At 58.9% G+C, this 22707-nt stretch carries 27 protein-coding genes; 16 read left to right on the top strand and 11 right to left on the bottom strand.

Annotated features, from left to right (window positions below):
* Positions 1–28 precede the first annotated feature (28 nt).
* Positions 29–466: a hemerythrin domain-containing protein gene (locus QMK58_RS19745; protein ID WP_053161403.1), complete on the bottom strand. Its 438-nt coding sequence runs from the start codon at positions 464–466 to the stop codon at positions 29–31.
* A gap of 146 nt (positions 467–612) precedes the next feature.
* Here QMK58_RS19745 and QMK58_RS19750 point away from each other — a divergent pair, with 146 nt between their 5' ends.
* The gene (locus tag QMK58_RS19750; protein WP_053161405.1) at positions 613–1038 is read left to right on the top strand and encodes a GNAT family N-acetyltransferase; all 426 of its coding nucleotides are present in this window, start codon (positions 613–615) and stop codon (positions 1036–1038) included.
* 128 nt (positions 1039–1166) lie between these two features.
* Here the strand turns inward: QMK58_RS19750 and QMK58_RS19755 are convergent, their stop codons facing one another.
* Positions 1167–1517, bottom strand: a complete 351-nt coding sequence (locus tag QMK58_RS19755; protein ID WP_053161407.1) for a hypothetical protein — start codon at positions 1515–1517, stop codon at positions 1167–1169.
* A 147-nt stretch (positions 1518–1664) separates the two neighbouring features.
* Here QMK58_RS19755 and QMK58_RS19760 point away from each other — a divergent pair, with 147 nt between their 5' ends.
* The 9 genes from QMK58_RS19760 (at position 1665) to QMK58_RS19800 (ending at position 6641) form a co-directional block, all read left to right on the top strand.
* A complete protein-coding gene (locus tag QMK58_RS19760) occupies positions 1665–1913 on the top strand; it encodes a hypothetical protein (protein ID WP_053161409.1) in 249 nt (82 codons plus the stop codon).
* A gap of 20 nt (positions 1914–1933) precedes the next feature.
* Positions 1934–2263 (top strand): DUF6388 family protein, encoded by a 330-nt coding sequence (locus QMK58_RS19765; protein ID WP_053161412.1) that lies wholly within the window; start codon positions 1934–1936, stop codon positions 2261–2263.
* Positions 2264–2288: 25 nt separating this feature from the next.
* A complete protein-coding gene (locus QMK58_RS19770; RefSeq protein WP_053161414.1) occupies positions 2289–2993 on the top strand; it encodes a YoaK family protein in 705 nt (234 codons plus the stop codon).
* Positions 2994–3168: 175 nt separating this feature from the next.
* Positions 3169–3561 carry a sulfurtransferase complex subunit TusD gene (gene tusD / locus QMK58_RS19775; RefSeq protein WP_053161504.1) on the top strand — a complete coding sequence of 131 codons (393 nt, stop codon included), beginning with the start codon at positions 3169–3171 and terminating at the stop codon, positions 3559–3561.
* Position 3562: 1 nt separating this feature from the next.
* Complete coding sequence (tusC, locus tag QMK58_RS19780) at positions 3563–3925, top strand: sulfurtransferase complex subunit TusC (protein ID WP_053161416.1); 363 nt, start codon at positions 3563–3565, stop codon at positions 3923–3925.
* A complete protein-coding gene (gene tusB, locus QMK58_RS19785) occupies positions 3925–4218 on the top strand; it encodes a sulfurtransferase complex subunit TusB (RefSeq protein ID WP_053161418.1) in 294 nt (97 codons plus the stop codon). Before tusC ends, tusB begins: the two co-directional genes overlap by 1 nt.
* Positions 4215–4550: a TusE/DsrC/DsvC family sulfur relay protein gene (locus tag QMK58_RS19790; RefSeq protein ID WP_053161420.1), complete on the top strand. Its 336-nt coding sequence runs from the start codon at positions 4215–4217 to the stop codon at positions 4548–4550. The genes tusB and QMK58_RS19790 overlap by 4 nt, the downstream gene beginning before the upstream one ends.
* The gene (locus tag QMK58_RS19795; protein ID WP_053161422.1) at positions 4547–5548 is read left to right on the top strand and encodes a glycosyl transferase family protein; all 1002 of its coding nucleotides are present in this window, start codon (positions 4547–4549) and stop codon (positions 5546–5548) included. Before QMK58_RS19790 ends, QMK58_RS19795 begins: the two co-directional genes overlap by 4 nt.
* A gap of 91 nt (positions 5549–5639) precedes the next feature.
* A complete protein-coding gene (locus QMK58_RS19800; protein WP_053161424.1) occupies positions 5640–6641 on the top strand; it encodes a glutathione S-transferase family protein in 1002 nt (333 codons plus the stop codon).
* A gap of 103 nt (positions 6642–6744) precedes the next feature.
* Here the strand turns inward: QMK58_RS19800 and cysG are convergent, their stop codons facing one another.
* The 6 genes from cysG to QMK58_RS19830 form a co-directional block, all read right to left on the bottom strand.
* Positions 6745–8139, bottom strand: coding sequence for a siroheme synthase CysG (gene cysG, locus QMK58_RS19805; RefSeq protein WP_053161425.1), 1395 nt, complete (start codon positions 8137–8139; stop codon positions 6745–6747).
* Positions 8140–9420: a serine--tRNA ligase gene (gene serS, locus QMK58_RS19810; RefSeq protein ID WP_053161427.1), complete on the bottom strand. Its 1281-nt coding sequence runs from the start codon at positions 9418–9420 to the stop codon at positions 8140–8142.
* A gap of 15 nt (positions 9421–9435) precedes the next feature.
* The gene (gene crcB, locus QMK58_RS19815; protein ID WP_053161429.1) at positions 9436–9810 is read right to left on the bottom strand and encodes a fluoride efflux transporter CrcB; all 375 of its coding nucleotides are present in this window, start codon (positions 9808–9810) and stop codon (positions 9436–9438) included.
* Complete coding sequence (locus QMK58_RS19820; RefSeq protein WP_053161431.1) at positions 9810–11132, bottom strand: replication-associated recombination protein A; 1323 nt, start codon at positions 11130–11132, stop codon at positions 9810–9812. Before QMK58_RS19820 ends, crcB begins: the two co-directional genes overlap by 1 nt.
* A gap of 149 nt (positions 11133–11281) precedes the next feature.
* Positions 11282–11905, bottom strand: coding sequence for an outer membrane lipoprotein chaperone LolA (gene lolA, locus QMK58_RS19825; protein ID WP_053161433.1), 624 nt, complete (start codon positions 11903–11905; stop codon positions 11282–11284).
* Between the two features lie 66 nt (positions 11906–11971).
* Positions 11972–14383, bottom strand: coding sequence for a DNA translocase FtsK (locus QMK58_RS19830; protein ID WP_053161435.1), 2412 nt, complete (start codon positions 14381–14383; stop codon positions 11972–11974).
* 304 nt (positions 14384–14687) lie between these two features.
* Here QMK58_RS19830 and trxB point away from each other — a divergent pair, with 304 nt between their 5' ends.
* The 4 genes from trxB to infA all read left to right on the top strand — a co-directional run bounded on the left by trxB (position 14688) and on the right by infA (position 17485).
* On the top strand, positions 14688–15647 hold the full coding sequence (gene trxB, locus QMK58_RS19835; RefSeq protein ID WP_053161436.1) for a thioredoxin-disulfide reductase: 960 nt from the start codon (positions 14688–14690) through the stop codon (positions 15645–15647).
* A 62-nt stretch (positions 15648–15709) separates the two neighbouring features.
* The gene (aat, locus tag QMK58_RS19840) at positions 15710–16390 is read left to right on the top strand and encodes a leucyl/phenylalanyl-tRNA--protein transferase (RefSeq protein WP_053161505.1); all 681 of its coding nucleotides are present in this window, start codon (positions 15710–15712) and stop codon (positions 16388–16390) included.
* Between the two features lie 57 nt (positions 16391–16447).
* Positions 16448–17155 carry an arginyltransferase gene (locus tag QMK58_RS19845; protein ID WP_053161437.1) on the top strand — a complete coding sequence of 236 codons (708 nt, stop codon included), beginning with the start codon at positions 16448–16450 and terminating at the stop codon, positions 17153–17155.
* A 111-nt stretch (positions 17156–17266) separates the two neighbouring features.
* Complete coding sequence (gene infA / locus QMK58_RS19850; RefSeq protein ID WP_002553999.1) at positions 17267–17485, top strand: translation initiation factor IF-1; 219 nt, start codon at positions 17267–17269, stop codon at positions 17483–17485.
* Between the two features lie 227 nt (positions 17486–17712).
* Here the strand turns inward: infA and clpA are convergent, their stop codons facing one another.
* Complete coding sequence (gene clpA / locus QMK58_RS19855) at positions 17713–19983, bottom strand: ATP-dependent Clp protease ATP-binding subunit ClpA (protein ID WP_053161438.1); 2271 nt, start codon at positions 19981–19983, stop codon at positions 17713–17715.
* Positions 19984–20013: 30 nt separating this feature from the next.
* Positions 20014–20397 carry an ATP-dependent Clp protease adapter ClpS gene (gene clpS / locus QMK58_RS19860; RefSeq protein WP_020799529.1) on the bottom strand — a complete coding sequence of 128 codons (384 nt, stop codon included), beginning with the start codon at positions 20395–20397 and terminating at the stop codon, positions 20014–20016.
* A 224-nt stretch (positions 20398–20621) separates the two neighbouring features.
* On the opposite strand from clpS, the gene cspD reads away from it, so the two are divergent.
* Complete coding sequence (cspD, locus tag QMK58_RS19865) at positions 20622–20888, top strand: cold shock domain-containing protein CspD (RefSeq protein WP_053161439.1); 267 nt, start codon at positions 20622–20624, stop codon at positions 20886–20888.
* 80 nt (positions 20889–20968) lie between these two features.
* On the opposite strand, the gene icd is transcribed toward cspD, so the two are convergent.
* The gene (icd, locus tag QMK58_RS19870) at positions 20969–22225 is read right to left on the bottom strand and encodes an NADP-dependent isocitrate dehydrogenase (protein WP_053161440.1); all 1257 of its coding nucleotides are present in this window, start codon (positions 22223–22225) and stop codon (positions 20969–20971) included.
* Between icd and QMK58_RS19875 the strand changes: the two genes are divergently transcribed.
* A complete protein-coding gene (locus tag QMK58_RS19875) occupies positions 22224–22391 on the top strand; it encodes a hypothetical protein (RefSeq protein WP_172681844.1) in 168 nt (55 codons plus the stop codon). The genes icd and QMK58_RS19875 overlap by 2 nt on opposite strands.
* Positions 22392–22707: the final 316 nt, after the last annotated feature.

Below are 22707 nucleotides of genomic sequence, written 5' to 3' on the forward strand. Positions count from 1 at the left end.
TGCCGCAGGCTGCTCCTACGGGTATGGCTTAAGCCAGCTGCGCCTTGTATTCCTTCTCGTACTGCCCTGCCAATGACTCTTTTTGTTTGTCGTCGAGCAACTTGCCGGCCATCTGGAAGAACTTCTGCTCTTCCTCCTTGAGGTGATGATGAACCTTCTCCGAGAGTTTCTTCGCCGTCGCCAGCCAGGCCGGGCTGGACATCTCGGTCTCATCCAGCTCCTCCATCATTTCGTCCATTTCATGATGTTCGGCAATCGCATGCCGGCTGAGGTCGACGCCGTTGTCGAATTCCATCAGCGGGATATAGAAATGCCGCTCTTCCGCGGTTTCATGGGCCTGGAGTTCAGCCTTGAGCTGCTTGTATGCCTCGACCCGCTCAGGGGTGTCGCCGCTGGTATGGATCAGCGCCTTGGCATAGGTCCGTTGGCGTTCGTGGCTTTCACGCAAGGCTTCGAAAATATTCACGGAGTGTCCTCATCGGCCGCGCTCTGGAATGACGCGTCTTAATCAATGACATCTGCGCGCTGGCGAGGGTTCCACCGTCGTCAGGGTGATGGAACATTGGTGGTGACCACGATAGGCTGAGGTTTCACCGCCATAAGGATATAGCCATGAACCTGCGAATCGAACGCAAGCAAAACCCCACCCCGGAGGAACGCGAGGCGATCCTCGTGCCGTTACGTGCCTACAACGGCTCGCAGTCGGCAAGCCCTCCACCGGAACATATCGCATTGCTGATACGCGACGACAACGACGACATCGTCGGTGGCGTTTACGCCCGATTGTTCTATCAATGGCTGTTTATTGATTTGCTGGCGGTGCCGGAACAGGCTCGGGGACAGGGCATGGGCACGAAGCTGATGCAGATGGCAGAAGACCTGGCGCGCGAAAAGGAATGCGTCGGCCTGTGGCTGGAAACCTTCGAGTTCCAGGCGCCGGAATTCTACAAGAAGTGCGGCTACAGCGAGATCGGCCACATCGCCGACTACCCGCCTGGGCACAAGCACTTCTTCTTCCAGAAGCGCCTGATTTACTGACGTCAACACTCCCTGTAGGAGCGAGCCTGCTCGCGATGGTCGTCAACGATAGCGCGCTGAATCTGATATCCCGCGACGTATTCGAATTCATCGCGAGCAGGCTCGCTCCTACAGGGGTATACGTCAACTTACAGGCAGGTCGCCAACGCCGCCAACCGGCGCTTGGCCACAAAGTCATCCTGCTGGGCGTAGTAGCTCAGCACGGTGCCCGAGGCATCGGTGGTCACATCGACAAACGACTGCGCCGAACGCGTGTAAACAGTGGTGCTGCCCTTCTCGCCAGGATCCAGGTACGCCGCCGCATCGACACCGAACACCGCTTCGTCCTGCCAGGAAAACTGCACACACTGGGCGACGTCTTTTGCCGGCTTGTTCGAGTTCAGGGTCTTGTACGGGGCCTTGGTGCGAGCATCGTTCATCGCCGAGCTCGCGCATCCCGCCAACAAGGTAGCGGCCAGCGCCACCATCAGAATTCGCATTGCATTCACTCATCAGGAAAAAGCGGACTGTATCACCGTGGCAGGGCGTTTCGTTCTGCTTTACTGCATTTATAACGCGACATCGCGCAACGATTCGCGCACCCTGTCGCGCCTTTATCGCTGTATCGCTCCCTGACTGGAAACCCCATGACACCCAATGCCGAATTTTACAAACCGACCACCGAATATGCCGACAAGCTGATCAGTCAGATCGGCCAGACGCCTTCCTGGATTGCCAAACGCATCGGCGTCACCGACAAGCGCATTCGCTACATCCTTGACGGCGAAAGAACCGTCAAGGGCGAAACCACGCCGATCCAGATGACCTACACCGAACAATTCGCCCTCGAATGCCTGGCGGCAGCAGCCAAGGCCAACAAGAAACAGTCTTCGTAATCCGATCTCAAGGAGCGACCATGGCGGCATCCGAACAGCAACATGAGCACGCACTGAAGAAGTTCCTCGACGAACGCCCCGAGTTGCGCCATCAACTCGATAATCTAAACCCGCTGCTGGCGCAGGCCAAGGGCGAGACCCAGGCGCAGTATCGAGAGGAGCGCTTGCATGAAGCCTTTGAGGAAGAAGCCGAGCGGCTGGGATTGTTCGCCTGGGAGCTGACCTTGCAACTGACGGCCGCCACGCCGCAGGACTACGAAGCTCAACGCCTTGAAGTGCATCGGGAAGTGGCGGAGATGGCCGGGATGGACTGGTTGGAGTATTGCGACTTGTATGGGATAACACCCTAACCACTGCTCAAGGACGCCATCGCCCATGCTGCCATCCGCCACCAAGACCCACGCCAGCCCCGGGCACCTGCACACGCAAAAATGGCGCGGTCGCATCGGCCTGAGCCTGGTGGCCATGCTCTCGGTATTGGCGGGCATGACCGATGCCATCGGCTTCATGGCCAGCGGCGACTTCGTTTCATTCATGAGCGGCAATACCACCCGCATGGCCGTTGCCATCAGCGCCGGTGACCTGGGCTTGACCCTGCGCCTGGTGATCCTCGTCGCCACCTTCATCCTCGGCAATGCGCTGGGCATTATCGTCAGTCGGCTCGGCGGGCGCCGGGCGCTGCCGTTGCTGTTGTGCATCTCCACTCTGCTGTGCGCCGCCGCAGCCTGGCCCTATGACGAGCAACTGCCGGCCCTGCTGGCGGCGATCATCGCAATGGGCATGCTCAACGCCGCGGTAGAGCAGGTGAATGGCCTGCCGGTCGGCCTGACGTACGTCACTGGCGCCCTGTCGCGATTCGGTCGCGGGCTGGGTCGCTGGATGCTCGGTGAGCGCCGTGATGGCTGGCGCGTGCAACTGATCCCATGGACCGGCATGTTTGCCGGCGCGGTAATCGGCGCTGTGCTGGAGCATCATTTGGGGCTCAAGGCACTGTTTGCCAGCGGCCTGCTGGCCGCTGCGCTCGGGGTGCTGTCGTTGAGGATCCCGCGACGCTGGCAATTGGGGTATATGCCACGCTAATGCATCGGTCTTTGTAGGAGCTGCCGAAGGCTGCGATCTTTTGATCTGGTTTCTAAATAAGCATTGTAAAAAGATCGCAGCCTTCGGCAGCTCCTACGATTGGATCGGAAAACGCCCTTCGCCGCCCCGACCAGAAAGCTTTATCATGGCCGCAGTTTTGCTGATCGAGTCCGCCATGAAGTTCGCCATCGCCGTGTTTTCCGCCGCCCATGCGCCCTCCTCGCGCCGCGCCCTGCTGTTCGCCCAGGCGGCGCTGGCCGGCGGGCATGAAATTGTCCGGCTGTTTTTCTATCAGGATGGCGTCAACAACGCGTCCGGCAGTGTGGTAACGCCCCAGGACGAGGTGGACGTGCCCAAGCAATGGCGTACCTTTGTCAGCGATCATCAACTCGATGGTGTGGTCTGCATCGCTGCAGCCCTGCGTCGCGGGGTGTTGAACAAGGAAGAGGCCAAACGCTATCAACGCGAGGCTGTTGCGGTTAGCGCGCCATGGGAACTGTCCGGCCTCGGTCAGTTACATGACGCGGTGCAGGATGCCGACCGTCTGATCTGTTTCGGAGGCGCTTAACATGGCCACATCGCTGCTGATAATCAGTCGCCAGGCGCCGTGGTCCGGGCCTGGCGCGCGAGAAACGCTGGACATCGTACTGGCCGGCGGCGCTTTCGATCTGCCGATTGGCTTGCTGTTTCTCGACGATGGCGTGTTCCAGCTCGCCGCAAACCAGAACGCCAAAGCCCTGCAACAGAAGGACCTGAGTGCCAACCTTCAAGCCTTGCCAATGTTTGGCGTCGAAGAACTGTTTGCCTGCGCCGACAGCGTAGCTCAACGCGGTCTGGACCCGAACGGCCTGTCACTGGAGGAGGCGCAAGTGTTGGCCGCCCACGAAATCACCGCCCTTATTGACCGCTACGACCAGGTGATCACCCTCTGATGTCGACTTTGCATGTGTTGTCTCATTCCCCGTTCGGCGACGAACGCCTGACCAGTTGCCTGCGCGTGATCGGCGCCAACGATGCGTTGCTGCTGTCCGGCGACGCCACCTATGCCTTGCAGCCAGGCACTGAACCTTTCAATACATTGGCCGCTCGCGGCTTGAAACTCTACGTCCTGGCCGAAGATGCCCAAGCCCGCGCCATCAGCGTGCCGGCTTGGGTCGAGGCTATCGATTACCCGGCCTTCGTCGAACTGTCGATTCACCACGACAAGGTCAACAGCTGGCTATGAATGCATTGACGGTCGGCGCCCGCGCCATCGAGCTGGACAAGGACGGTTTTCTGGTCGATCTGAGCGACTGGTCGGCCGACGTGGCCAGCGCCCTGGCCGCCGCCGAAGACATCGAGCTGACAGCGCAACACTGGGAAATCCTCGAACTGCTGCGCAGTTTCTACGCCGAGTTCCAGTTGTCGCCGGCCACTCGCCCGCTGATCAAATACACCGCATTGAAGCTCGGCCCGGAAAAAGGCAACAGCCTGCACCTGAACCGACTGTTCAAAGGCACCCCCGCCAAACTCGCCGCGAAACTGGCGGGCCTGCCCAAACCGACGAATTGCCTATGACCAACTATCCAGCACTGACCCTCGAAACGCCCGCCGAACATCCGTTCGCCCAATTCGTGCGCATTCTCGGCAAAGGCAAACGCGGCGCCCGCGACCTGACCCGGGTCGAGGCTCGCGAGGCCATGGGCATGGTGCTCGATGAAAAGGTCGAGGACACCCAGCTCGGCGCGTTCCTGATGTTGCTGCGGCACAAGGAAGAAAGCGCAGAGGAAATGGCCGGTTTCACCGAAGCCTTGCGCGAGCGTTTGAATCCGCCAGCGTTGGCGGTGGACCTGGACTGGCCGACCTATGCCGGCAAGAAGCGTCATCTGCCGTGGTATCTGTTGGCCGCCAAGTGCCTGGCGCAAAATGGCGTACGGATCTTCATGCATGGCGGCGGCGCGCACACGGCCGGTCGGCTGTACAGCGAACAACTGCTCGGCGAGCTGAATATCCCGCTGTGCCGCAACTGGCAACAGGTTGGCAATGCGCTGGACAACGGCGGCCTGGCCTTCATGCCGCTGATGGACTGGGCGCCACAGCTGCAACGGATGATCGACCTGCGCAACACCCTGGGCCTGCGTTCGCCGATTCACTCGCTGGCGCGAATTCTCAATCCGCTGGGCGCACGTTGCGGCCTGCAAAGCATTTTCCATCCCGGTTATCAGGCCGTGCATCGCGATGCCAGCGGCTTGCTGGGCGACACTGCCATCGTGGTCAAGGGAGATGGCGGCGAAATCGAGATCAACCCCGACGCAAATAGCCACCTCTATGGCACGACTGCTGGCGAGAGTTGGGACGAGGAATGGCCTCAGCTCTCCGCGCAGCGTCACGTCAAACCCGCCTCGCTCGACCCTGAGTATTTGAAAGCCGTGTGGCGTGGCGATGTGGTCGACAGTTATCCGCAAATGGCCCTGATTTCCACCATGGCCCTGGCTCTGCGCGGCCTCGGACAAACCCGCGAACAGGCGTTCGAAACCGCCGAGCAATACTGGGCTGCACGGGACAAATCGATTTAACCGATCATTCACGCCCGATCTTTGCGCTTTTTGTTCGAACCCATGGGCATAGACTCGACTCCAACGATCAATGGTTTCGGGAGTCTTGAACATGGGTTTACTAGTCGATGGCCGCTGGCAGGACAAATGGTACGAGAGCAGCAAGGACGGCGCGTTTAATCGCGAACAGGCGCAACGCCGCAACTGGGTTACCGTTGACGGCCAACCCGGCCCGAGCGGCGTCGGTGGCTTTGCGGCCGAGCCAGGTCGCTACCACCTCTATGTTTCCCTCGCCTGTCCGTGGGCGCATCGCACACTGATCTTGCGCAAGCTCAAGGGCCTCGAAAGCCTGATCGACGTCTCGATAGTCAGCTGGCTGATGCTGGAAAACGGTTGGACCTTCGACCAGACGCTGGGCTCGACCGGCGACAAACTCGATCACTTTGACTTCATGCACCAGCGCTACACCGCCGATACCGCGGACTACACTGGCCGCGTGACCGTGCCGGTACTGTGGGACAAAAAACTGCAGCGCATCGTCAATAATGAATCATCGGAAATCATCCGTATGTTCAACAGCGCCTTCGATGACCTGGCCGGCAATGACCTGGATTTCTATCCGGCGCCGCTGCGCAGTGAGATCGATGCCCTGAACGATCGGATCTACCCGACCGTGAACAACGGCGTGTACCGCGCAGGCTTTGCCACGTCGCAGCAGGCGTATGAAGAAGCCTTTGATGACGTGTTTGCCGAGCTGGATCATCTGGAACAGTTACTGAGCGCCAACCGCTATCTGGCGGGCGAATACCTGACCGAAGCGGACGTCCGACTGTTCACCACGCTGATTCGCTTCGATGCGGTGTACTACGGGCACTTCAAGTGCAACCTGCGGCGGATTGCGGACTATCCGAACCTGTCGAACTGGTTGCGGGAAATTTACCAGTGGCCAGGGGTTGCCGAGACGGTGGATTTTACCCACATCAAGAATCACTACTACGGTAGCCACAAGACCATCAACCCGACCGGGGTCGTGCCGAAAGGTCCTGCGCAGGATTTCACCGCCGCCCATGATCGGGAGCGGTTGAGTGGGAAAGGGGTTTGGAAGCGAGGTTAAAAGCTTCAGATCAAAAGATCGCAGCCTTCGGCAGCTACTACAGGATCTGACACCTGTAGGAGCTGCCGAAGGCTGCGATCTGTTTCAACAAACAACAAAGAACTCAGAGTTGCCCCTGAGCCCCTTCAAACCACGCCAGTTTCTCGCGCAGTTGCACCACTTCCCCGACGATCACCAGCGTTGGCGCATGCACTTCATGCTCCGCCACCAGTTGAGGCAGGTTGGCCAATGTACCGGTGAACACCCGTTGATTGACCGTGGTGCCTTGCTGGATCAACGCCGCCGGGGTATCGGCAGCGCGACCATGCTTGATCAACTGCTCGCAGATGCTCGGCAGGCCCACCAGCCCCATGTAGAACACCAGGGTTTGCGCGGGCGCGACCAGGTCGGCCCACGGCAAATCGGTGGAACCGTCCTTCAAGTGACCGGTGACAAAGCGAACCGACTGCGCGTAGTCGCGGTGGGTCAGCGGAATCCCGGCATACGCCGCGCAACCGCTGGCCGCGGTGATACCCGGCACCACCTGGAACGGGATGCCATGGGCCGCCAGCTCTTCGATTTCTTCACCGCCACGGCCGAAGATGAACGGATCACCGCCCTTCAACCGCACCACACGCTTGCCTTGCTTGGCCAGGTCAACCAATTGCTGGTTGATCTGATCCTGCGGCACCGCATGATCGGCGCGGCGCTTGCCGACGTAAACCCGCTCGGCATCGCGACGGCACAACTCCAGAATCGCCGGTGCCACCAGACGATCGTATAGCACCACGTCGGCTTGTTGCATCAGGCGCAAGGCACGGAACGTCAGCAGATCGGGATCGCCCGGACCGGCACCGACGAGGTAAACCTCACCGGTTGCCACTGGGGCTTCGCCTTCGATTTTCGCCTGGAGCAAACGCTCGGCCTCAGCGCCCTGACCGGCCAGTTGGCGGTCGGCAATCGGTCCCTGGAAAACATCTTCCCAGAACGCACGGCGCTGCTGCACATCCGGAAACAGCTTTTTCACCTGATTGCGGAAACCCGCCGCCAGACCGGCCAACTGGCCGTAAGTGGACGGAATCCAGGTTTCGATCTTGGCGCGAATCAAACGTGCCAGCACCGGCGCATCGCCGCCACTGGACACCGCAATGATCAGCGGCGAACGGTCGACGATGGCCGGGAAGATCACGCTGCACAGGGCTGGCGCGTCCACCACATTGACCGGCACGCAACGCCGATGGGCATCGACAGAGACTTGTGCGTTCAGGGCTTCGTCATCGGTGGCGGCAATGATCAGCCCGCAACCATCCAGGTCCGCTTCAGCGTAGCCACGCAACAGGCACTCGCCACCGCTGCCGGTAACCAGTTCACGCAGTTGTGGTTCGATTTCAGGTGCAACCACCCGCAGCAGCGCACCGGCATCGGCCAGCAGGCGGGATTTGCGCAAGGCAATTTCCCCCCCACCGACGACCAACACACGACTGCCGCGAAGGTTGTGAAACAGCGGCAGATAGTTCATTTAGCCGATGACCTCAAGGCCACCCATGTACGGCTTGAGGACCTCAGGCACACGGATCGAACCGTCGGCCTGCTGATAGTTCTCCAGCACCGCCACCAGGGTACGGCCAACGGCCAGGCCGGAACCGTTCAGGGTATGCACCAGCTCAGGCTTGCCGGTTTCCGGATTGCGGAAACGCGCCTGCATGCGGCGGGCCTGAAAGTCGCCGCAGTTGGAGCACGACGAGATTTCGCGGTACTTGTCCTGGCTCGGAATCCACACTTCCAGGTCGTAGGTCTTGACCGCGCTGAAGCCCATGTCGCCAGTGCACAGCGCCAGGGTGCGGTAAGGCAACTCCAGCAGTTGCAGGACTTTCTCGGCGTTGGCGGTCAGGCCTTCCAGCGCTTGCATCGACGTCGACGGCTCGACGATCTGCACCATTTCAACCTTGTCGAACTGGTGCTGGCGAATCATGCCGCGAGTGTCACGGCCCGACGCGCCGGCTTCACTGCGAAAGCACGGCGTGTGGGCAACAAATTTGATCGGCAGTTGCTTGGCGTCGACGATTTCGCCGGCAACGATGTTGGTCAATGACACTTCGGCCGTCGGGATCAGGTACAGATCGGCTTCGCCTTCGCGTGCAATCTTGAACAGGTCCTCTTCGAATTTCGGCAGTTGACCGGTGCCTTGCAGCGCCGGTGCCTGGACCAGATAAGGCGTGTACGCCTCTTCATAGCCGTGCTCGGTGACGTGCAGGTTGATCATGAATTGCGCCAGGGCGCGATGCAAGCGTGCAATCGGCCCGCGCAGCAAGGCGAAACGGGCGCCGGACAGCCTGGCGGCGGTTTCGAAATCCAGCCAGCCAAACTTCTCACCCAGGGCCACGTGGTCCTGAACCGGGAAGTCGAACGCCGTCGGCGTGCCCCAGCGGCGCACTTCGACGTTGCCGTCCTCGTCTGCTCCGACCGGTACGGATTCGTGCGGCAGGTTGGGGATACCCAGCAGGATCGCGTCCAGGTCGGTCTGAATCGCGTCCAGTTCGACTTTACCGGCGCTCAATTCGCCCGCCATGCGCTCGACGTCCGCCATCAGCGGCGCGATGTCTTCACCGCGCTGCTTGGCCTGACCGATGGATTTGGAGCGCGCATTACGTTCAGCCTGCAGTGCTTCGGTGCGGGTCTGGACGGTCTTGCGCTGTTCTTCCAGCGCTTCGATGCGCGCAACATCCAGGGTATAGCCACGGGATGCCAGGCGGTCCGCTACGTCCTGAAGGTTGCTACGTAACAGTTTGGAATCGAGCATGTCGGTCTCTCGTTATTAAAGTTTGGTCAAGGACAGGCCGGCCCAGGTGGCGAGCAGCCCGCCGAATACGCTGATGGCAGCATAGCCCAGGGCCAGCGGCACCTGCCCGCTTTCCAGCAGGCGCACCGTATCCAGTGAAAAGGATGAAAAAGTCGTCAGCCCTCCGAGGAAGCCGACGATCAGCCCGGCGCGCACCTCGATGGGCACCTCCGGGCGTATCAAAAACAGACCGTATAGAACGCCGATCAGCAAACAGCCCACGATATTAACGGCGAGCGTCGCCGTATAGAAGTGCCGCGGCCAATTAGCGTTGATCCAGTTACCCGTGGCAAAGCGCAACAATGTTCCGGCCACTCCGCCAATGGACACCGCGATGATCAAGGGGACCACTATTTTCTCCGCTGCCGTGGGCTTAATCGGTCGAGTTTCGCCAGGTGATTGAGCTTCTCGCCGATTTTCAATTCCAGGCCTCGCGGCACCGGCTGATAGAACGGGATCGGGTCCAGTTCCTCCGGAAAATAGTCTTCCCCGGCGGCGTAGGCATCCGGCTCGTCGTGGGCGTAACGGTATTCGTCGCCGTAACCCAATTGCTTCATCAGCTTGGTCGGGGCGTTGCGCAGGTGCAGCGGCACTTCCAGCGAACCGTGTTCGGCGGCGGCGCGCAGGGCGGTCTTGAAACCCATGTACACCGCGTTGCTTTTCGGCGCGCACGCCAGATACGTAATGGCCTGAGCCACCGCCAGCTCGCCTTCGGGACTGCCGAGGCGCTCCTGCACTTCCCACGCGGCCAGGCACAGGCTCAGCGCACGAGGGTCGGCATTGCCGATGTCTTCGCTGGCCATGCGCACTACGCGCCGGGCGAGGTACAGCGGATCGCAACCGCCGTCGATCATCCGCGCGAACCAGTACAACGCGCCATCGGGATTGGAGCCGCGCACCGATTTATGCAGCGCCGAAATCTGGTCATAAAACGCTTCGCCACCCTTGTCGAAACGCCGACGGGTATCACCCAGCAGGCTTTGCAGAAGGTCGACACCCATCTCGCTGTTGTCTTCGGCAAGATCCGAGGCGTTTTCCAGCAGGTTGAGCAAACGCCGGCCATCGCCATCGGCGGCCGACAACAACATCTGGAAGCCTTCATCGCTGAGGGTCAGGTTACGTTTACCCAGGCCGCGCTCTTCGGTCAGCGCACGCTGCACCAGCTTGCGCAGAGCCGCTTCGTCGAGGCTTTTGAGCACGTACACACGGGCTCGGGACAGCAAGGCGTTGTTGAGTTCGAACGAGGGGTTTTCGGTGGTTGCACCGATGAAAATCAGCGTGCCGTCTTCCACATAGGGCAGAAAGGCGTCCTGCTGCGACTTGTTGAAACGATGCACTTCATCAACGAACAGGATAGTTCGCTTGCCGTATTGCCCGGCCTGCTGCTTGGCGATTTCCACTGCCTGACGGATCTCCTTGACCCCGGCCAGTACCGCAGAAACGGTTTCGAAGTGTGCATCCGAGACTTCCGCGAGCAATCGCGCCAACGTGGTTTTGCCCACGCCCGGCGGCCCCCAGAAAATCATCGAGTGCAGGGCACCCTGCTCCAGCGCTTCGCGCAAAGGCTTGCCGCGAGCGAGCACGTGCTCCTGACCGACGTACTCGTCCAGGTTGGCAGCGCGCAGACGGGCGGCCAAGGGCTGGGCGATGGGGGCGCTGCGAAACAGGTCCATGACTATCTCTGAAACCTCAATTAAACACCGTCTCCACTGTAGGAGCGAGCTTGCTCGCGATGAACTCAAGGACAACGCTGAGTGTCAGGCTGCCAGCGTTATCGTTAACGTCCATCGCGAGCAGGCTCGCTCCTACAGGGATTTGCGTCTTACTCTTGGATCACGTCGGCACCCTTGGGGATGTCAAACTTGAATTTCGACGCCGGGATCGGCTCGTTGGCCTTGACCCCGGTGAACAAAATATTAGTACGCTGGCCGACGCTGTCGATCAGTTGCATGTCGTTGACCAGGCCGTTGCGGAACGACAAGCGCAGGCTGTCGAACAGGGTGTCCTTGGTTTTCGGCTTCAAAGTGAAGTCGATCACGCCGCCGGCTTCCTTGGCGCTGATGTCGAAGCTCTGGCTGATCTTGGACACGTCACCGGACAGCAGCAGAGCCGGGGTCTGGGTCAGGCGCTGATCGAGGTTCTTGATGGTCGCCTGCTCAAGATCCGGGTCCCACAGGGTGACCTTCTTGCCGTCGGAGACCATGGTCTGTTCCGCCGGCGCATTGGTGTGCCAATAGAACAGGCCTGGACGCTGCAACGACATCTCGCCAGCGGTTTCCTGCAACTGGGTGCCGGTGCCATCAAGGGTCAGTTGAGAGAAACGTGCCGTCAGGGTCTGGGATTTTTCCAGTAATTGAGTCAGGCGTGCCACATCCTTGTCATCAGCGTGGGCCGAGAGTGTGGTCAAAGCCAGTACCGGCAGCAACAGCATGCGGATCAGACGCATGGGAGTCCTCATAACATTCGTGGGAGTGCGGGCGGCGCCAGGGACGCCACCCCTTTCAAAACCGGATCAGTCGCGTACCGGGCCCGGGGCCAGGACTTCACGCGAACCATTGGTGTTCATGGACGTCACGACCCCGGCCATTTCCATGGCTTCGATCATGCGCGCGGCGCGGTTGTAACCGATTTTCAGCTTGCGCTGAACCGCGGAAATGGAGGCTCTACGGCTTTCCAGCACGAACTGCACGGCTTCGTCATATAGCGCGTCAGCCTCTGGATCATCGCCGTCGCCGCCACCGCTGCTGCCTTCAAAGCCGCTGCCCGCCTCTTCAACGCCGTTGAGGATGTCGTCGTTGTATTCCGGCGCGCCCCGCAGTTTCCAGGCTTCTACCACGCGGTGAACTTCATCGTCGGAAACGAAAGCACCGTGGACACGAATCGGCAGGCTGGTGCCCGGCGGCATGTACAACATGTCACCGTGACCCAGCAGTTGCTCGGCGCCACCCTGGTCGATGATGGTCCGCGAGTCGATCTTGCTCGACACCTGGAACGCCATGCGGGTCGGAATGTTGGCCTTGATCAGACCGGTGATCACGTCAACCGACGGACGCTGGGTCGCGAGGATCAAGTGGATACCGGCCGCACGGGCCTTCTGGGCGATACGGGCAATCAGTTCTTCAACCTTCTTGCCGACGATCATCATCATGTCGGCGAATTCGTCGACCACGACTACGATGGTCGGCAGCTTTTGCAACAAAGGCGCTTCGTCGTGGATGCTTTCGCGCTTGTACAGCGGATCGCTCAACGGCTCGCCGGCGTCCTGGGCTTCCTTGACCTTGGCGTTGAAGCCCGACAGGTTTCGCACCCCCATCTTGGCCATCAGCTTGTAGCGGCGTTCCATTTCGGCAACGCTCCAACGCAGGGCGTTGGCGGCGTCCTTCATGTCGGTGACCACCGGGCACAACAAGTGCGGAATGCCTTCGTAGATCGACAGCTCAAGCATTTTCGGGTCAATCATGATCAGCTTGGCGTCTTCCGGGCCGGACTTGAACAGAATCGACAGGATCATCGCGTTCACACCCACCGACTTACCGGAACCGGTGGTACCGGCCACCAGCAAGTGCGGCATTTTCGCAAGATCGGTGATGACTGGCTTGCCGCCGATGTCATGACCCAGGGCCAGGGTGACCGGGGATTTGAAGTTGTCGTACTCGGGGGTCGACAGAACTTCGGAGAAACGCACGATCTGCCGGTCTTCGTTGGGAATCTCGATACCGACCGTGGTCTTGCCCGGAATCACTTCCACTACACGCACGCTGGTGACGGCCAGGGAGCGCGCAAGGTCTTTGGCCAGGTTGGAAATACGGCTGACCTTGACCCCGGCCGCCGGCTGGATCTCGTAACGGGTGATCACCGGACCCGGGTGAATCGAATCCACGGTAACTTCGACACCGAATTCCTTGAGCTTGATTTCCAGCAGGTGACCGACCGCGGCCAGGGATTCAGGCGAATAGTTGAGTTGTTTCTTTTCCGCGGGATCGAGAATCGAGATCGGTGGCAAGGTGCCTTCCACGGCACTGTCGACGAACAATGGCGCCTGCTTCTCTTTTTCGACCCGCTTGCTCGGCGCTGCGGGCTTTGGCGGCGCTGGCGCAATGACCGGTGGCACCTGCTTCTCGCGCTCGGACATGTGCTTGCTCAGGGCCTGCTCGCGCTCGATCAGGCGTTCCTTGACCTTGGCCTGCTCGCGTTTGTCGGTGACGCTCGGGGCGACCACTTCATCCACGCGCTCGTCGACTTCACGCAATTGCGCGACCAGTTGCTTGCGTTCGGTACGGGCAGCCCACCAGCGATTGGCCGCGCTCTGGAACAGCTCGAACAGGTCAAGGGTGATCTTGCCGGTGACGTCCATCACCTTGAACCACGACAGATCGGTGAACACGGTCAGGCCGAACAGGAACAGAGCAATGAACAGCAAGGTGCTGCCCTGGATATTCAACGCATTCCTGGCCAGGTCGCCGAGGCTTTCACCCAGCGCACCGCCCGCACCGGCCGGCAGACCGGTGGCGGCATGGAAGTGGATATGGGCCAGAGCGGCACCAGACAGGACAAGGAAGACCAGCCCGATCAGACGCCACGAGAACAGCCAGCCGCTCCACTGCCACGGTTCGTGGCGCTGGCGGAAGATCTGATAGGCCTTGATCGCCAGCAACAGCGGGAAGATGTAAGCGAAGTAACCGAGCACCATGAACAGAATGTCGGCGCTGTAGGAGCCCGCGGGACCACCGAAGTTCTGAACATCGTCGATCTTGCTGTTATGGCTCCAGCCCGGATCGTCCTTGCCGTAGGTCAGCAAGGCCATCATCAGGAACAGGCACAGGGCGCCGATGGCGATCAGCGCACCTTCCTTGAGTCGGTAGTGCAAGTGCTGGCGCCAGAGCGGAACGACGGCTGGTTTAGGTGCTGCGGTGGATTTCTTCAAAACGCTTCTTTTCCTGCGCCAAGGGCGCGTCCATCTGTTGAATGACTATAAACGGCCAAAAAACTGCCCAATCCAGGCAGGTAAAAAAGTTAACGCGCGCAACCGGGACTACTTTTAACACTACGCTGCGGTTTTTATAAACACGGTACGCACTGAATATATCCAGCACGCTGGGCATTGTACGGGTTTGTACGCACGACGCCATGCTTGAGACCCTTGGGTGTAGCATAGTCAACAGCCTATGACATGCCCTTCAATTTGAGCATGCATTCTCTTTTGTGACAAAGGCTTATGAGGTGTTTTTATGATCGAAGCACAGCATCACCGCCTGATTATCCTGGGTTCCGGCCCCGCCGGTTACAGCGCAGCCGTATATGCCGCCCGCGCCAACCTCAAACCCGTTGTCATCACCGGGATACAGGCAGGTGGCCAGCTCACCACCACCGTCGAGGTCGACAACTGGCCAGGTGATGTCGAAGGACTCACCGGCCCGGCCCTGATGGAACGCATGCAAAAACACGCCGAGCGCTTTGCCACAGAGATCGTTTACGACCACATCCATACCGCCAAGTTGCAACAGCGGCCGTTCGAATTGATCGGCGATGGCGGTACTTACACCTGCGACGCCTTGATCATTGCTACCGGTGCTTCGGCGCAATACCTGGGCTTGCCGTCCGAAGAAGCATTTGCCGGCAAGGGCGTATCGGCCTGCGCAACCTGTGATGGCTTCTTTTATCGCAATCAGGTGGTCGCGGTGGTAGGCGGTGGCAACACGGCCGTAGAAGAAGCCCTGTACCTGTCGAACATCGCCAAGGAAGTGCATTTGATTCACCGCCGCGACAAGCTGCGTTCGGAGAAAATCCTCCAGGACAAACTCTTCGAAAAAGCCACCAACGGCAATGTCCGCCTGCACTGGAACCAGAATCTTGACGAAGTACTCGGCGATGCCAGTGGCGTCACCGGCGCGCGTCTGCGGGACAGCCACACAGGTGAAACCCAGGAACTGCCGCTGGCCGGGGTGTTTATCGCCATCGGCCATAAACCCAACACCGATCTGTTCACTGGGCAACTGGAAATGCGTGACGGCTATCTGCTGGTCAAGGGCGGCAGCGAAGGCGACGCCACCGCCACGGCCATCGCCGGGGTATTTGCCGCCGGCGATGTGGCTGACCATGTCTACCGCCAAGCCGTCACCTCGGCCGGGGCGGGTTGCATGGCGGCACTGGACGCTGAAAAATACCTCGACGACATTCCAACCGTTTGAAGGCAAACTTAATGGCGGGCCAACACCCGCCACTGCCCTCCCCTTCTGCAAGCCCGGACGCCATGCTGACTTGGTTACAACGCAACACCTTGCACTTCCCACCGCTGGAAAAAGCCATGCGCGACCCCAACGGGCTGCTGGCTGCCGGTGGCGATCTGTCTGCCGATCGGTTGATCTCGGCTTATCGCCACGGCTGCTTCCCTTGGTTTTCCGAAGGCCAGCCGATTCTCTGGTGGTCGCCGGATCCGCGCACCGTTCTATTTCCCGACGAATTGCACGTTTCGCGCAGCCTCAGCAAGCTATTGCGCCAACAACGTTATCAAGTGACCTTTGACGAAGATTTTGCTGCCGTCATTCGCGCTTGCGCTGCGCCCCGGGATTACGCGGATGGCACCTGGATCACTGAGGCCATGCAAGACGCCTACATCGAACTGCACCGGCGCGGGCACGCGCATTCGGTGGAAGTCTGGGATGGCGATGAACTCGTCGGCGGACTGTACGGGCTTGCGATGGGCCAATTGTTTTTCGGCGAGTCCATGTTCAGCCGCGCCGATAACGCCTCGAAATTCGGCTTTGCCACACTGGTCCGACATCTGAAAGACTCGGGTTTTGTGTTGATCGATTGCCAGATGCCGACCGATCATCTGCATAGCCTGGGCGCCCGGGCGATACCCCGCCGAGAGTTTGCCGATTTTCTGGCCAGGCACCTTGACCAACCCAACCATGCCAACTGGGTTTGCTGAGCGTCTTTTGCGCAGGTGGCTTACACTTATTCAAAAGCATTATCCCGAGGGTTGATCATGACCGAGTTGGCGCGTTTGAAGTTCTATGCCACTCAGCCGCACTCTTGCAGTTATCTGCCCGAGGAGCAGGCCACTACCTTGTTCCTCGACCCTAGCCAGCCCATGGATGTGCATGTCTATGCAGATCTGTCGGAGATGGGTTTCCGTCGCAGCGGCGATCACCTCTATCGGCCGCATTGCCAGAATTGCAACGCGTGCGTGCCGGCACGCATTCCCGTGGCGCAATTCACACCCAATCGGCAACAGAAACGCATCTTCAAGCGCAACGCCGATTTGCAGGTACGGCCGGCCAAGCCAGGATTCAGCGAAGAATACTTCGACCTCTACCAGCGCTACATCGAACAGCGTCACGCCGATGGCGACATGTACCCGCCAAGTCGCGACCAGTTTTCGACATTCCTGGTGCGCGACCTGCCGTTTTCCCGGTTCTACGAATTCCGCCTCGACGGCCGGTTGCTGGCCATCGCCGTCACCGATTTGCTGCCGAACGGAATGTCCGCGGTCTACACCTTCTACGAACCCGCGGAAGAACGCCGCAGCCTGGGACGCTACGCGATCCTCTGGCAAATCGCCGAGGCCCATCGACTGGGACTGGAAGCGGTTTATCTCGGTTACTGGATCAAAAACTGCAAAAAAATGAATTACAAGACGCAATATCGACCCATCGAACTGCTGATTAATCAGCGTTGGGTGGTTCTAAATTAGGGCAGCCCCTAAACCCCTTGGCTTAAACCCCATTTTTCGGGCACAATGCACGCCGCTTTTGCCTGGCGCAGTTGCACCGGGCCATTCATTGGACACCGAGGGCTTTACTGCATGTCGAAAGAAGACAGCTTCGAAATGGAAGGCACTGTCGTCGACACCCTGCCCAACACCATGTTTCGTGTGGAGTTGGAAAATGGGCACGTCGTAACCGCGCACATCTCCGGCAAGATGCGCAAGAACTACATCCGTATTCTTACCGGCGACAAAGTGCGCGTCGAGCTGACGCCCTATGACTTGAGCAAAGGGCGCATCACTTACCGCGCTCGCTAATCAAGTCAATACAAAACGCCCGGCTTATGCCGGGCGTTTTTGTTTGCAGATTGTTTACACGACAATCCTGTAGGCGCGAGCATGCTCGCGATGGTGGTTAACGATGACGCGGACTGCCTGGATGCCCGAGTTGTTCTGATGTTCTTCGCGAGCAAGCTCGCTCCTACAGGGGGAGCGGCAGACAACAAAAAGGCGCCTCTCGGCGCCTTTTGTTTTTCCTCTAAACGTCAGGCCATCTCGGCTGTCGTCTCGAACTCGAACGTCAGTTCGCCGTCCTTGATGTCGATGTGCACCACACCGCCATGTTCGGCGAGTTCGCCAAAGAGAATCTCTTCGGCCAGCGGACGCTTGATCTTGTCCTGGATCAGGCGAGCCATAGGTCGAGCCCCCATCGCCGAGTCGTAACCGCCAGCCGCCAGCCAGCCGCGAGCGGCATCGGTGACTTCCAGCAGCACACGCTTGTCTTCCAGTTGCGCCTGGAGCTCGGTAAGGAACTTGTCCACCACGCTCTTGATAACCTCATGACTGAGGCGACCAAACTGGATAATGGTGTCCAGACGGTTGCGGAATTCCGGCGTGAAGCTCTTCTTGATCACTTCCATAGCATCGGAGGAGTGATCCTGATAGGTGAAACCAATCGAAGCACGAGCTGCGGTCTCGGCACCGGCGTTGGTCGTCATGATGACGATCACGTTACGGAAATCCGCCTTGCGCCCGTTGTTGTCGGTCAGCGTACCGTGATCCATGACCTGCAACAGCAGGTTGAAGACTTCCGGATGCGCCTTCTCGATTTCATCGAGCAGCAGCACGCAATGAGGTTGCTTGGTGATGGCCTCGGTCAGTAGACCGCCCTGATCGAACCCGACATAGCCAGGAGGCGCGCCGATCAAACGCGAAACGGTGTGCCGCTCCATGTACTCGGACATGTCAAAACGAACCAGCTCGACACCCAACGCCTTGGCCAGTTGACGCGCCGCTTCGGTTTTACCGACACCGGTAGGCCCGGCGAACAGGAACGAACCGACGGGCTTGTCAGGTGACTTGAGACCGGCACGGGACAGCTTGATCGCGGTCGCCAAGGAGTCGATCGCGGCGTCCTGACCAAACACGGTCAACTTCAAGTCACGCTCAAGGTTACGCAACAGCTCTTTATCGGAGCTGGTGACGTGTTTTGGCGGAATTCGAGCGATCTTCGCAACGATATCCTCGACCTGAGGCACTTCAATGCGTTTAACGCGCTTTTCCACCGGCTGCAGACGCTGATAGGCACCCGCCTCATCGATGACATCAATGGCCTTGTCGGGCATATGACGATCATTGATGTAACGCGACGCCAGTTCGGCCGCTGCGCGCAGGGCTTCATCACTGTATTCGATGTTGTGATGACTCTCGAAACGCCCTTTCAGGCCTCGCAGAATGCCAATGGTGTCCTCCACCGAAGGCTCCGACACATCGACCTTCTGGAAGCGCCGGGCCAAGGCACGGTCCTTCTCGAAGATCCCGCGAAACTCCTGAAAGGTGGTAGAACCAATGCAGCGAATATCACCCGACGAGAGCAACGGCTTGAGCAGGTTCGAAGCGTCCATGACGCCGCCGGATGCAGCGCCCGCACCAATAATGGTGTGAATCTCGTCGATAAAGAGAATCGCCTGTGGGCGTTTTTTCAGCTCATTGAGCAATGCCTTGAAGCGCTTCTCGAAATCGCCACGATATTTGGTACCGGCCAGTAACGCCCCCAGATCGAGGGAATACACCACGCTGTTGGCCAGCAAATCCGGCACCTGGTTATCGACAATGCGTTTGGCCAGACCTTCGGCAATCGCGGTTTTACCCACGCCCGCCTCGCCCACCAGCAGCGGGTTGTTTTTGCGGCGACGCGCCAGGATCTGCGCGACGCGCTCGACTTCCAGCTCACGCCCCACCAGCGGATCAATACGACCCTGGCGCGCAAGTTCGTTCAAGTTGCTGGCATAAGCATCCAGAGGATTGCCTGAAGAAGAAGACTCACCGCCCTCGTCGTCCTGCATATCTTGTTCACCTTCAGAGTGATCGCCATGCCCCGGCACTTTGGAAATACCGTGGGCGATGTAGTTGACGACATCAATGCGCGCAACGCTCTGCTGTTTCAGCAGGAACACCGCCTGACTCTCTTGCTCACTGAAGATTGCGACCAGCACATTGGCGCCAGTCACTTCACGCTTGCCCGAGCTCTGTACGTGAAACACAGCACGTTGCAGTACACGCTGGAAGCCCAGGGTTGGCTGGGTTTCACGATCCTCGTCGTGTACGGGGATCAATGGCGTGGTGGAGTCGATGAACTCCTGCAGGTCATGCTTGAGTTTGTCGAGGTTTGCGCCGCACGCACGTAAAACGGTGGCGGCAGCCTCATTATCCAATAGGGCCAGCAGGAGGTGCTCGACGGTCATGAACTCATGACGCTTCGAACGGGCTTCCTTGAAGGCAAGATTGAGGGTGACTTCGAGCTCGCGGTTTAACATAGCTTCACCTCATACCCAAGTGGTCGGCGATTAACCGTCCTTCTCGATTTCACAGAGTAGCGGATGCTGGCTTTCCCTGGCGTACTGGTTGACCTGCATGGCCTTGGTCTCGGCGATGTCGCGGGTAAACACTCCACATACTGCCCGTCCTTCGGTATGGACGGCCAGCATGACCTTGGTCGCCAGCTCGCGATTCAGGTTAAAAAACACCTCGAGCACTTCGACGACGAAATCCATCGGTGTGTAGTCATCATTAAACAAAACCACCTTGTACATGGGCGGCGCCTGGAGTGCAGGCTTGGCCTCCTGAACAGCAATGCCTGCGGAATCGTCGTCGTGTTCCTCCGGGCGATCTTTCTGGAGAGTCGGGCGATCCTGATTGAATGTTAGTCGAATCTGGCTGATTGCATGCATGGAAAGAAAGGTTCGTCAGTTGTGCAAATACAGTGGTGGGGGCGGCCCTGGACGATTTCAACTCCGACTGCCTGGTCACCTTGACTATCGGCAAAACGGTGTTACAACCAATAGAGCCCACAGTGGGTAAAAAAGGTCCGCGGAGTCAACTTTTTTCTAAGAAGTGACTGCGGATAAACTGGATGATACTCCAGTGATGGAGTCTGTTGCAGAGGGAGTTGGGTATGTCAGGCGTCAAGGTCAGCGGCAAGGTCAAATGGTTCAACAACGCCAAGGGTTACGGTTTCATTAACGAGGACGGCAAGACAGAAGACCTGTTTGCCCACTATTCAGCCATTCAAATGGATGGTTATAGAACACTGAAAGCCGGCCAGGTTGTCACCTTCGAAATCATCCAGGGGCCAAAAGGCTTGCATGCCGTCAACATCGGCAACCCTGTAGAGGCTTCGACAATCACGACACCTGCCGAGCAACAGACCGTGACGGCCTAAGACCGCACCGTCATCCAGTCAAAAAAAACCGCCCGAATCCATCAACTGAATCGGGCGGTTTTTGTGCGCCTGTTGCTTGCTTACATGTGCGAGATCAACGCATCGCCGAAGCCGGAAGAGGAAACCAGCTTCGCGCCTTCCATCAGACGTTCGAAGTCATAGGTCACGGTCCTGGCGGAAATTGCGCCGTTGGTGCCCTTGATGATCAGGTCGGCTGCTTCGGTCCAGCCCATGTGACGCAGCATCATTTCAGCGGACAGGATCAGCGACCCCGGATTGACCTGGTCCTTGCCGGCGTACTTCGGCGCAGTACCGTGGGTGGCCTCGAACATCGCCACGGTGTCGGACAGGTTGGCCCCCGGCGCGATACCGATACCGCCCACTTCCGCCGCCAGGGCGTCAGAAAGGTAGTCGCCGTTCAGGTTCAGGGTCGCGATCACATCGTACTCGGCCGGGCGCAGCAGGATCTGCTGGAGCATGGCGTCGGCGATGGCATCCTTGACGATGACGTTCTTGCCGGTTTTCGGGTTCTTGAATTGCATCCACGGACCACCGTCGAGCAGGGTCGCACCGAACTCTTCAGCCGCCACTTCGTAGGCCCACTCCTTGAAGGCACCTTCGGTGAACTTCATGATGTTGCCTTTGTGCACGATAGTCAGCGAGTCGCGATCATTGTCGACCACATATTGCAGGGCCTTGCGCGCCAGACGCTTGGTGCCTTGCAGCGAAACCGGCTTGACGCCGATGCCGCAGTTTTCGTCGAAACGGATCTTGGTGACCCCCATTTCCTCTTTGAGGAACTTGATGACCTTGGTCGCTTCCGGCGAACCGGCTTTCCACTCGATACCGGCGTAGATATCTTCGGAGTTCTCGCGAAAGATCGTCATGTCGACGTCACCTGGCTTCTTCACCGGGCTTGGCACGCCTTCGAACCAGCGAACCGGGCGCAGGCAAACGTACAGGTCGAGTTGCTGGCGCAGGGCCACGTTAAGGGATCGAATACCGCCACCGACCGGGGTGGTCAGCGGGCCCTTGATGGAAACCACGTAATCCTTGACTGCGTCCAGGGTTTCCTGAGGCAGCCAGGTGTCCTGATCGTAAACCTGAGTCGCTTTCTCCCCGGCGTACACTTCCATCCAGGAAATCTTGCGCTCGCCACCGTAAGCCTTCTTAACAGCAGCATCGACAACCTTGATCATGACCGGGCTGATGTCGACACCAATGCCGTCGCCTTCGATGAAGGGGATGATCGGGTTATTAGGAACATTGAGAGAATGGTCTGCATTGACGGTGATTTTGTCGCCGACGGCTGGAACCTGAATCTTCTTGTAACCCATGCTGAACTCCATTGATTGGATTGAACATCTGGCTTGGTTCGAGCGTAACCCAGTTAAATCGGCGCGCAAACCCTATGTTCCGCCCATCTGCTGCCAACCCGCACAACTGGCGCGCTACAAGCCTGAAAGCAAAGGGAAAAATGCCAAAAGCGAGCACGACGAGTGACATTGCGCCTGGTTCGCCCCTGCGACCTTTAGACCAATGGACGATATTTGTCGTGTATGAACCATCGGCAGATTGCCAGCAACCTATGTATAATGCCGCCGCTGACTAAAGGGTCACGATGGACTGAACAGCTCTATGACGAGTGTTTCAGCCAGATGAGCCGGTCTGTTATCGCAGTCCGGCTACTTGACGCCCTACTGATGCACCCAACATCACAGCAACGAAATCTCGATATTCGGCTCATGGATGACTTTGAACGAACGCGCTTACCCGGCGCACCTCGAGTTTCTGCGCACGCTTTAGCAAAGAAGAGAGA

The organism is Pseudomonas sp. P8_241, assembly GCF_034008315.1.
Taxonomy (GTDB): Bacteria; Pseudomonadota; Gammaproteobacteria; order Pseudomonadales; family Pseudomonadaceae; genus Aquipseudomonas.

Excerpts from the sequence above, each read along its gene's own strand:
- aat (WP_053161505.1), top strand. The coding sequence starts at position 15,710 with ATGCTGACTTGGTTACAACGCAACACCTTGCACTTCCCACCGCTGGAA.
- QMK58_RS19770 (WP_053161414.1), top strand. The coding sequence starts at position 2,289 with ATGCTGCCATCCGCCACCAAGACCCACGCCAGCCCCGGGCACCTGCAC.
- QMK58_RS19800 (WP_053161424.1), top strand. The coding sequence starts at position 5,640 with ATGGGTTTACTAGTCGATGGCCGCTGGCAGGACAAATGGTACGAGAGC.
- infA (WP_002553999.1), top strand. The coding sequence starts at position 17,267 with ATGTCGAAAGAAGACAGCTTCGAAATGGAAGGCACTGTCGTCGACACC.
- clpA (WP_053161438.1), bottom strand. The coding sequence starts at position 19,983 with ATGTTAAACCGCGAGCTCGAAGTCACCCTCAATCTTGCCTTCAAGGAA.
- cysG (WP_053161425.1), bottom strand. The coding sequence starts at position 8,139 with ATGAACTATCTGCCGCTGTTTCACAACCTTCGCGGCAGTCGTGTGTTG.
- tusB (WP_053161418.1), top strand. The coding sequence starts at position 3,925 with ATGTCGACTTTGCATGTGTTGTCTCATTCCCCGTTCGGCGACGAACGC.
- tusC (WP_053161416.1), top strand. The coding sequence starts at position 3,563 with ATGGCCACATCGCTGCTGATAATCAGTCGCCAGGCGCCGTGGTCCGGG.
- lolA (WP_053161433.1), bottom strand. The coding sequence starts at position 11,905 with ATGCGTCTGATCCGCATGCTGTTGCTGCCGGTACTGGCTTTGACCACA.
- QMK58_RS19765 (WP_053161412.1), top strand. The coding sequence starts at position 1,934 with ATGGCGGCATCCGAACAGCAACATGAGCACGCACTGAAGAAGTTCCTC.
- QMK58_RS19790 (WP_053161420.1), top strand. The coding sequence starts at position 4,215 with ATGAATGCATTGACGGTCGGCGCCCGCGCCATCGAGCTGGACAAGGAC.
- cspD (WP_053161439.1), top strand. The coding sequence starts at position 20,622 with ATGTCAGGCGTCAAGGTCAGCGGCAAGGTCAAATGGTTCAACAACGCC.
- icd (WP_053161440.1), bottom strand. The coding sequence starts at position 22,225 with ATGGGTTACAAGAAGATTCAGGTTCCAGCCGTCGGCGACAAAATCACC.
- QMK58_RS19820 (WP_053161431.1), bottom strand. The coding sequence starts at position 11,132 with ATGGACCTGTTTCGCAGCGCCCCCATCGCCCAGCCCTTGGCCGCCCGT.
- tusD (WP_053161504.1), top strand. The coding sequence starts at position 3,169 with ATGAAGTTCGCCATCGCCGTGTTTTCCGCCGCCCATGCGCCCTCCTCG.
- QMK58_RS19795 (WP_053161422.1), top strand. The coding sequence starts at position 4,547 with ATGACCAACTATCCAGCACTGACCCTCGAAACGCCCGCCGAACATCCG.
- QMK58_RS19750 (WP_053161405.1), top strand. The coding sequence starts at position 613 with ATGAACCTGCGAATCGAACGCAAGCAAAACCCCACCCCGGAGGAACGC.
- clpS (WP_020799529.1), bottom strand. The coding sequence starts at position 20,397 with ATGCATGCAATCAGCCAGATTCGACTAACATTCAATCAGGATCGCCCG.
- trxB (WP_053161436.1), top strand. The coding sequence starts at position 14,688 with ATGATCGAAGCACAGCATCACCGCCTGATTATCCTGGGTTCCGGCCCC.
- QMK58_RS19755 (WP_053161407.1), bottom strand. The coding sequence starts at position 1,517 with ATGCGAATTCTGATGGTGGCGCTGGCCGCTACCTTGTTGGCGGGATGC.
- serS (WP_053161427.1), bottom strand. The coding sequence starts at position 9,420 with ATGCTCGATTCCAAACTGTTACGTAGCAACCTTCAGGACGTAGCGGAC.
- QMK58_RS19760 (WP_053161409.1), top strand. The coding sequence starts at position 1,665 with ATGACACCCAATGCCGAATTTTACAAACCGACCACCGAATATGCCGAC.
- QMK58_RS19875 (WP_172681844.1), top strand. The coding sequence starts at position 22,224 with ATGCTGAACTCCATTGATTGGATTGAACATCTGGCTTGGTTCGAGCGT.
- QMK58_RS19845 (WP_053161437.1), top strand. The coding sequence starts at position 16,448 with ATGACCGAGTTGGCGCGTTTGAAGTTCTATGCCACTCAGCCGCACTCT.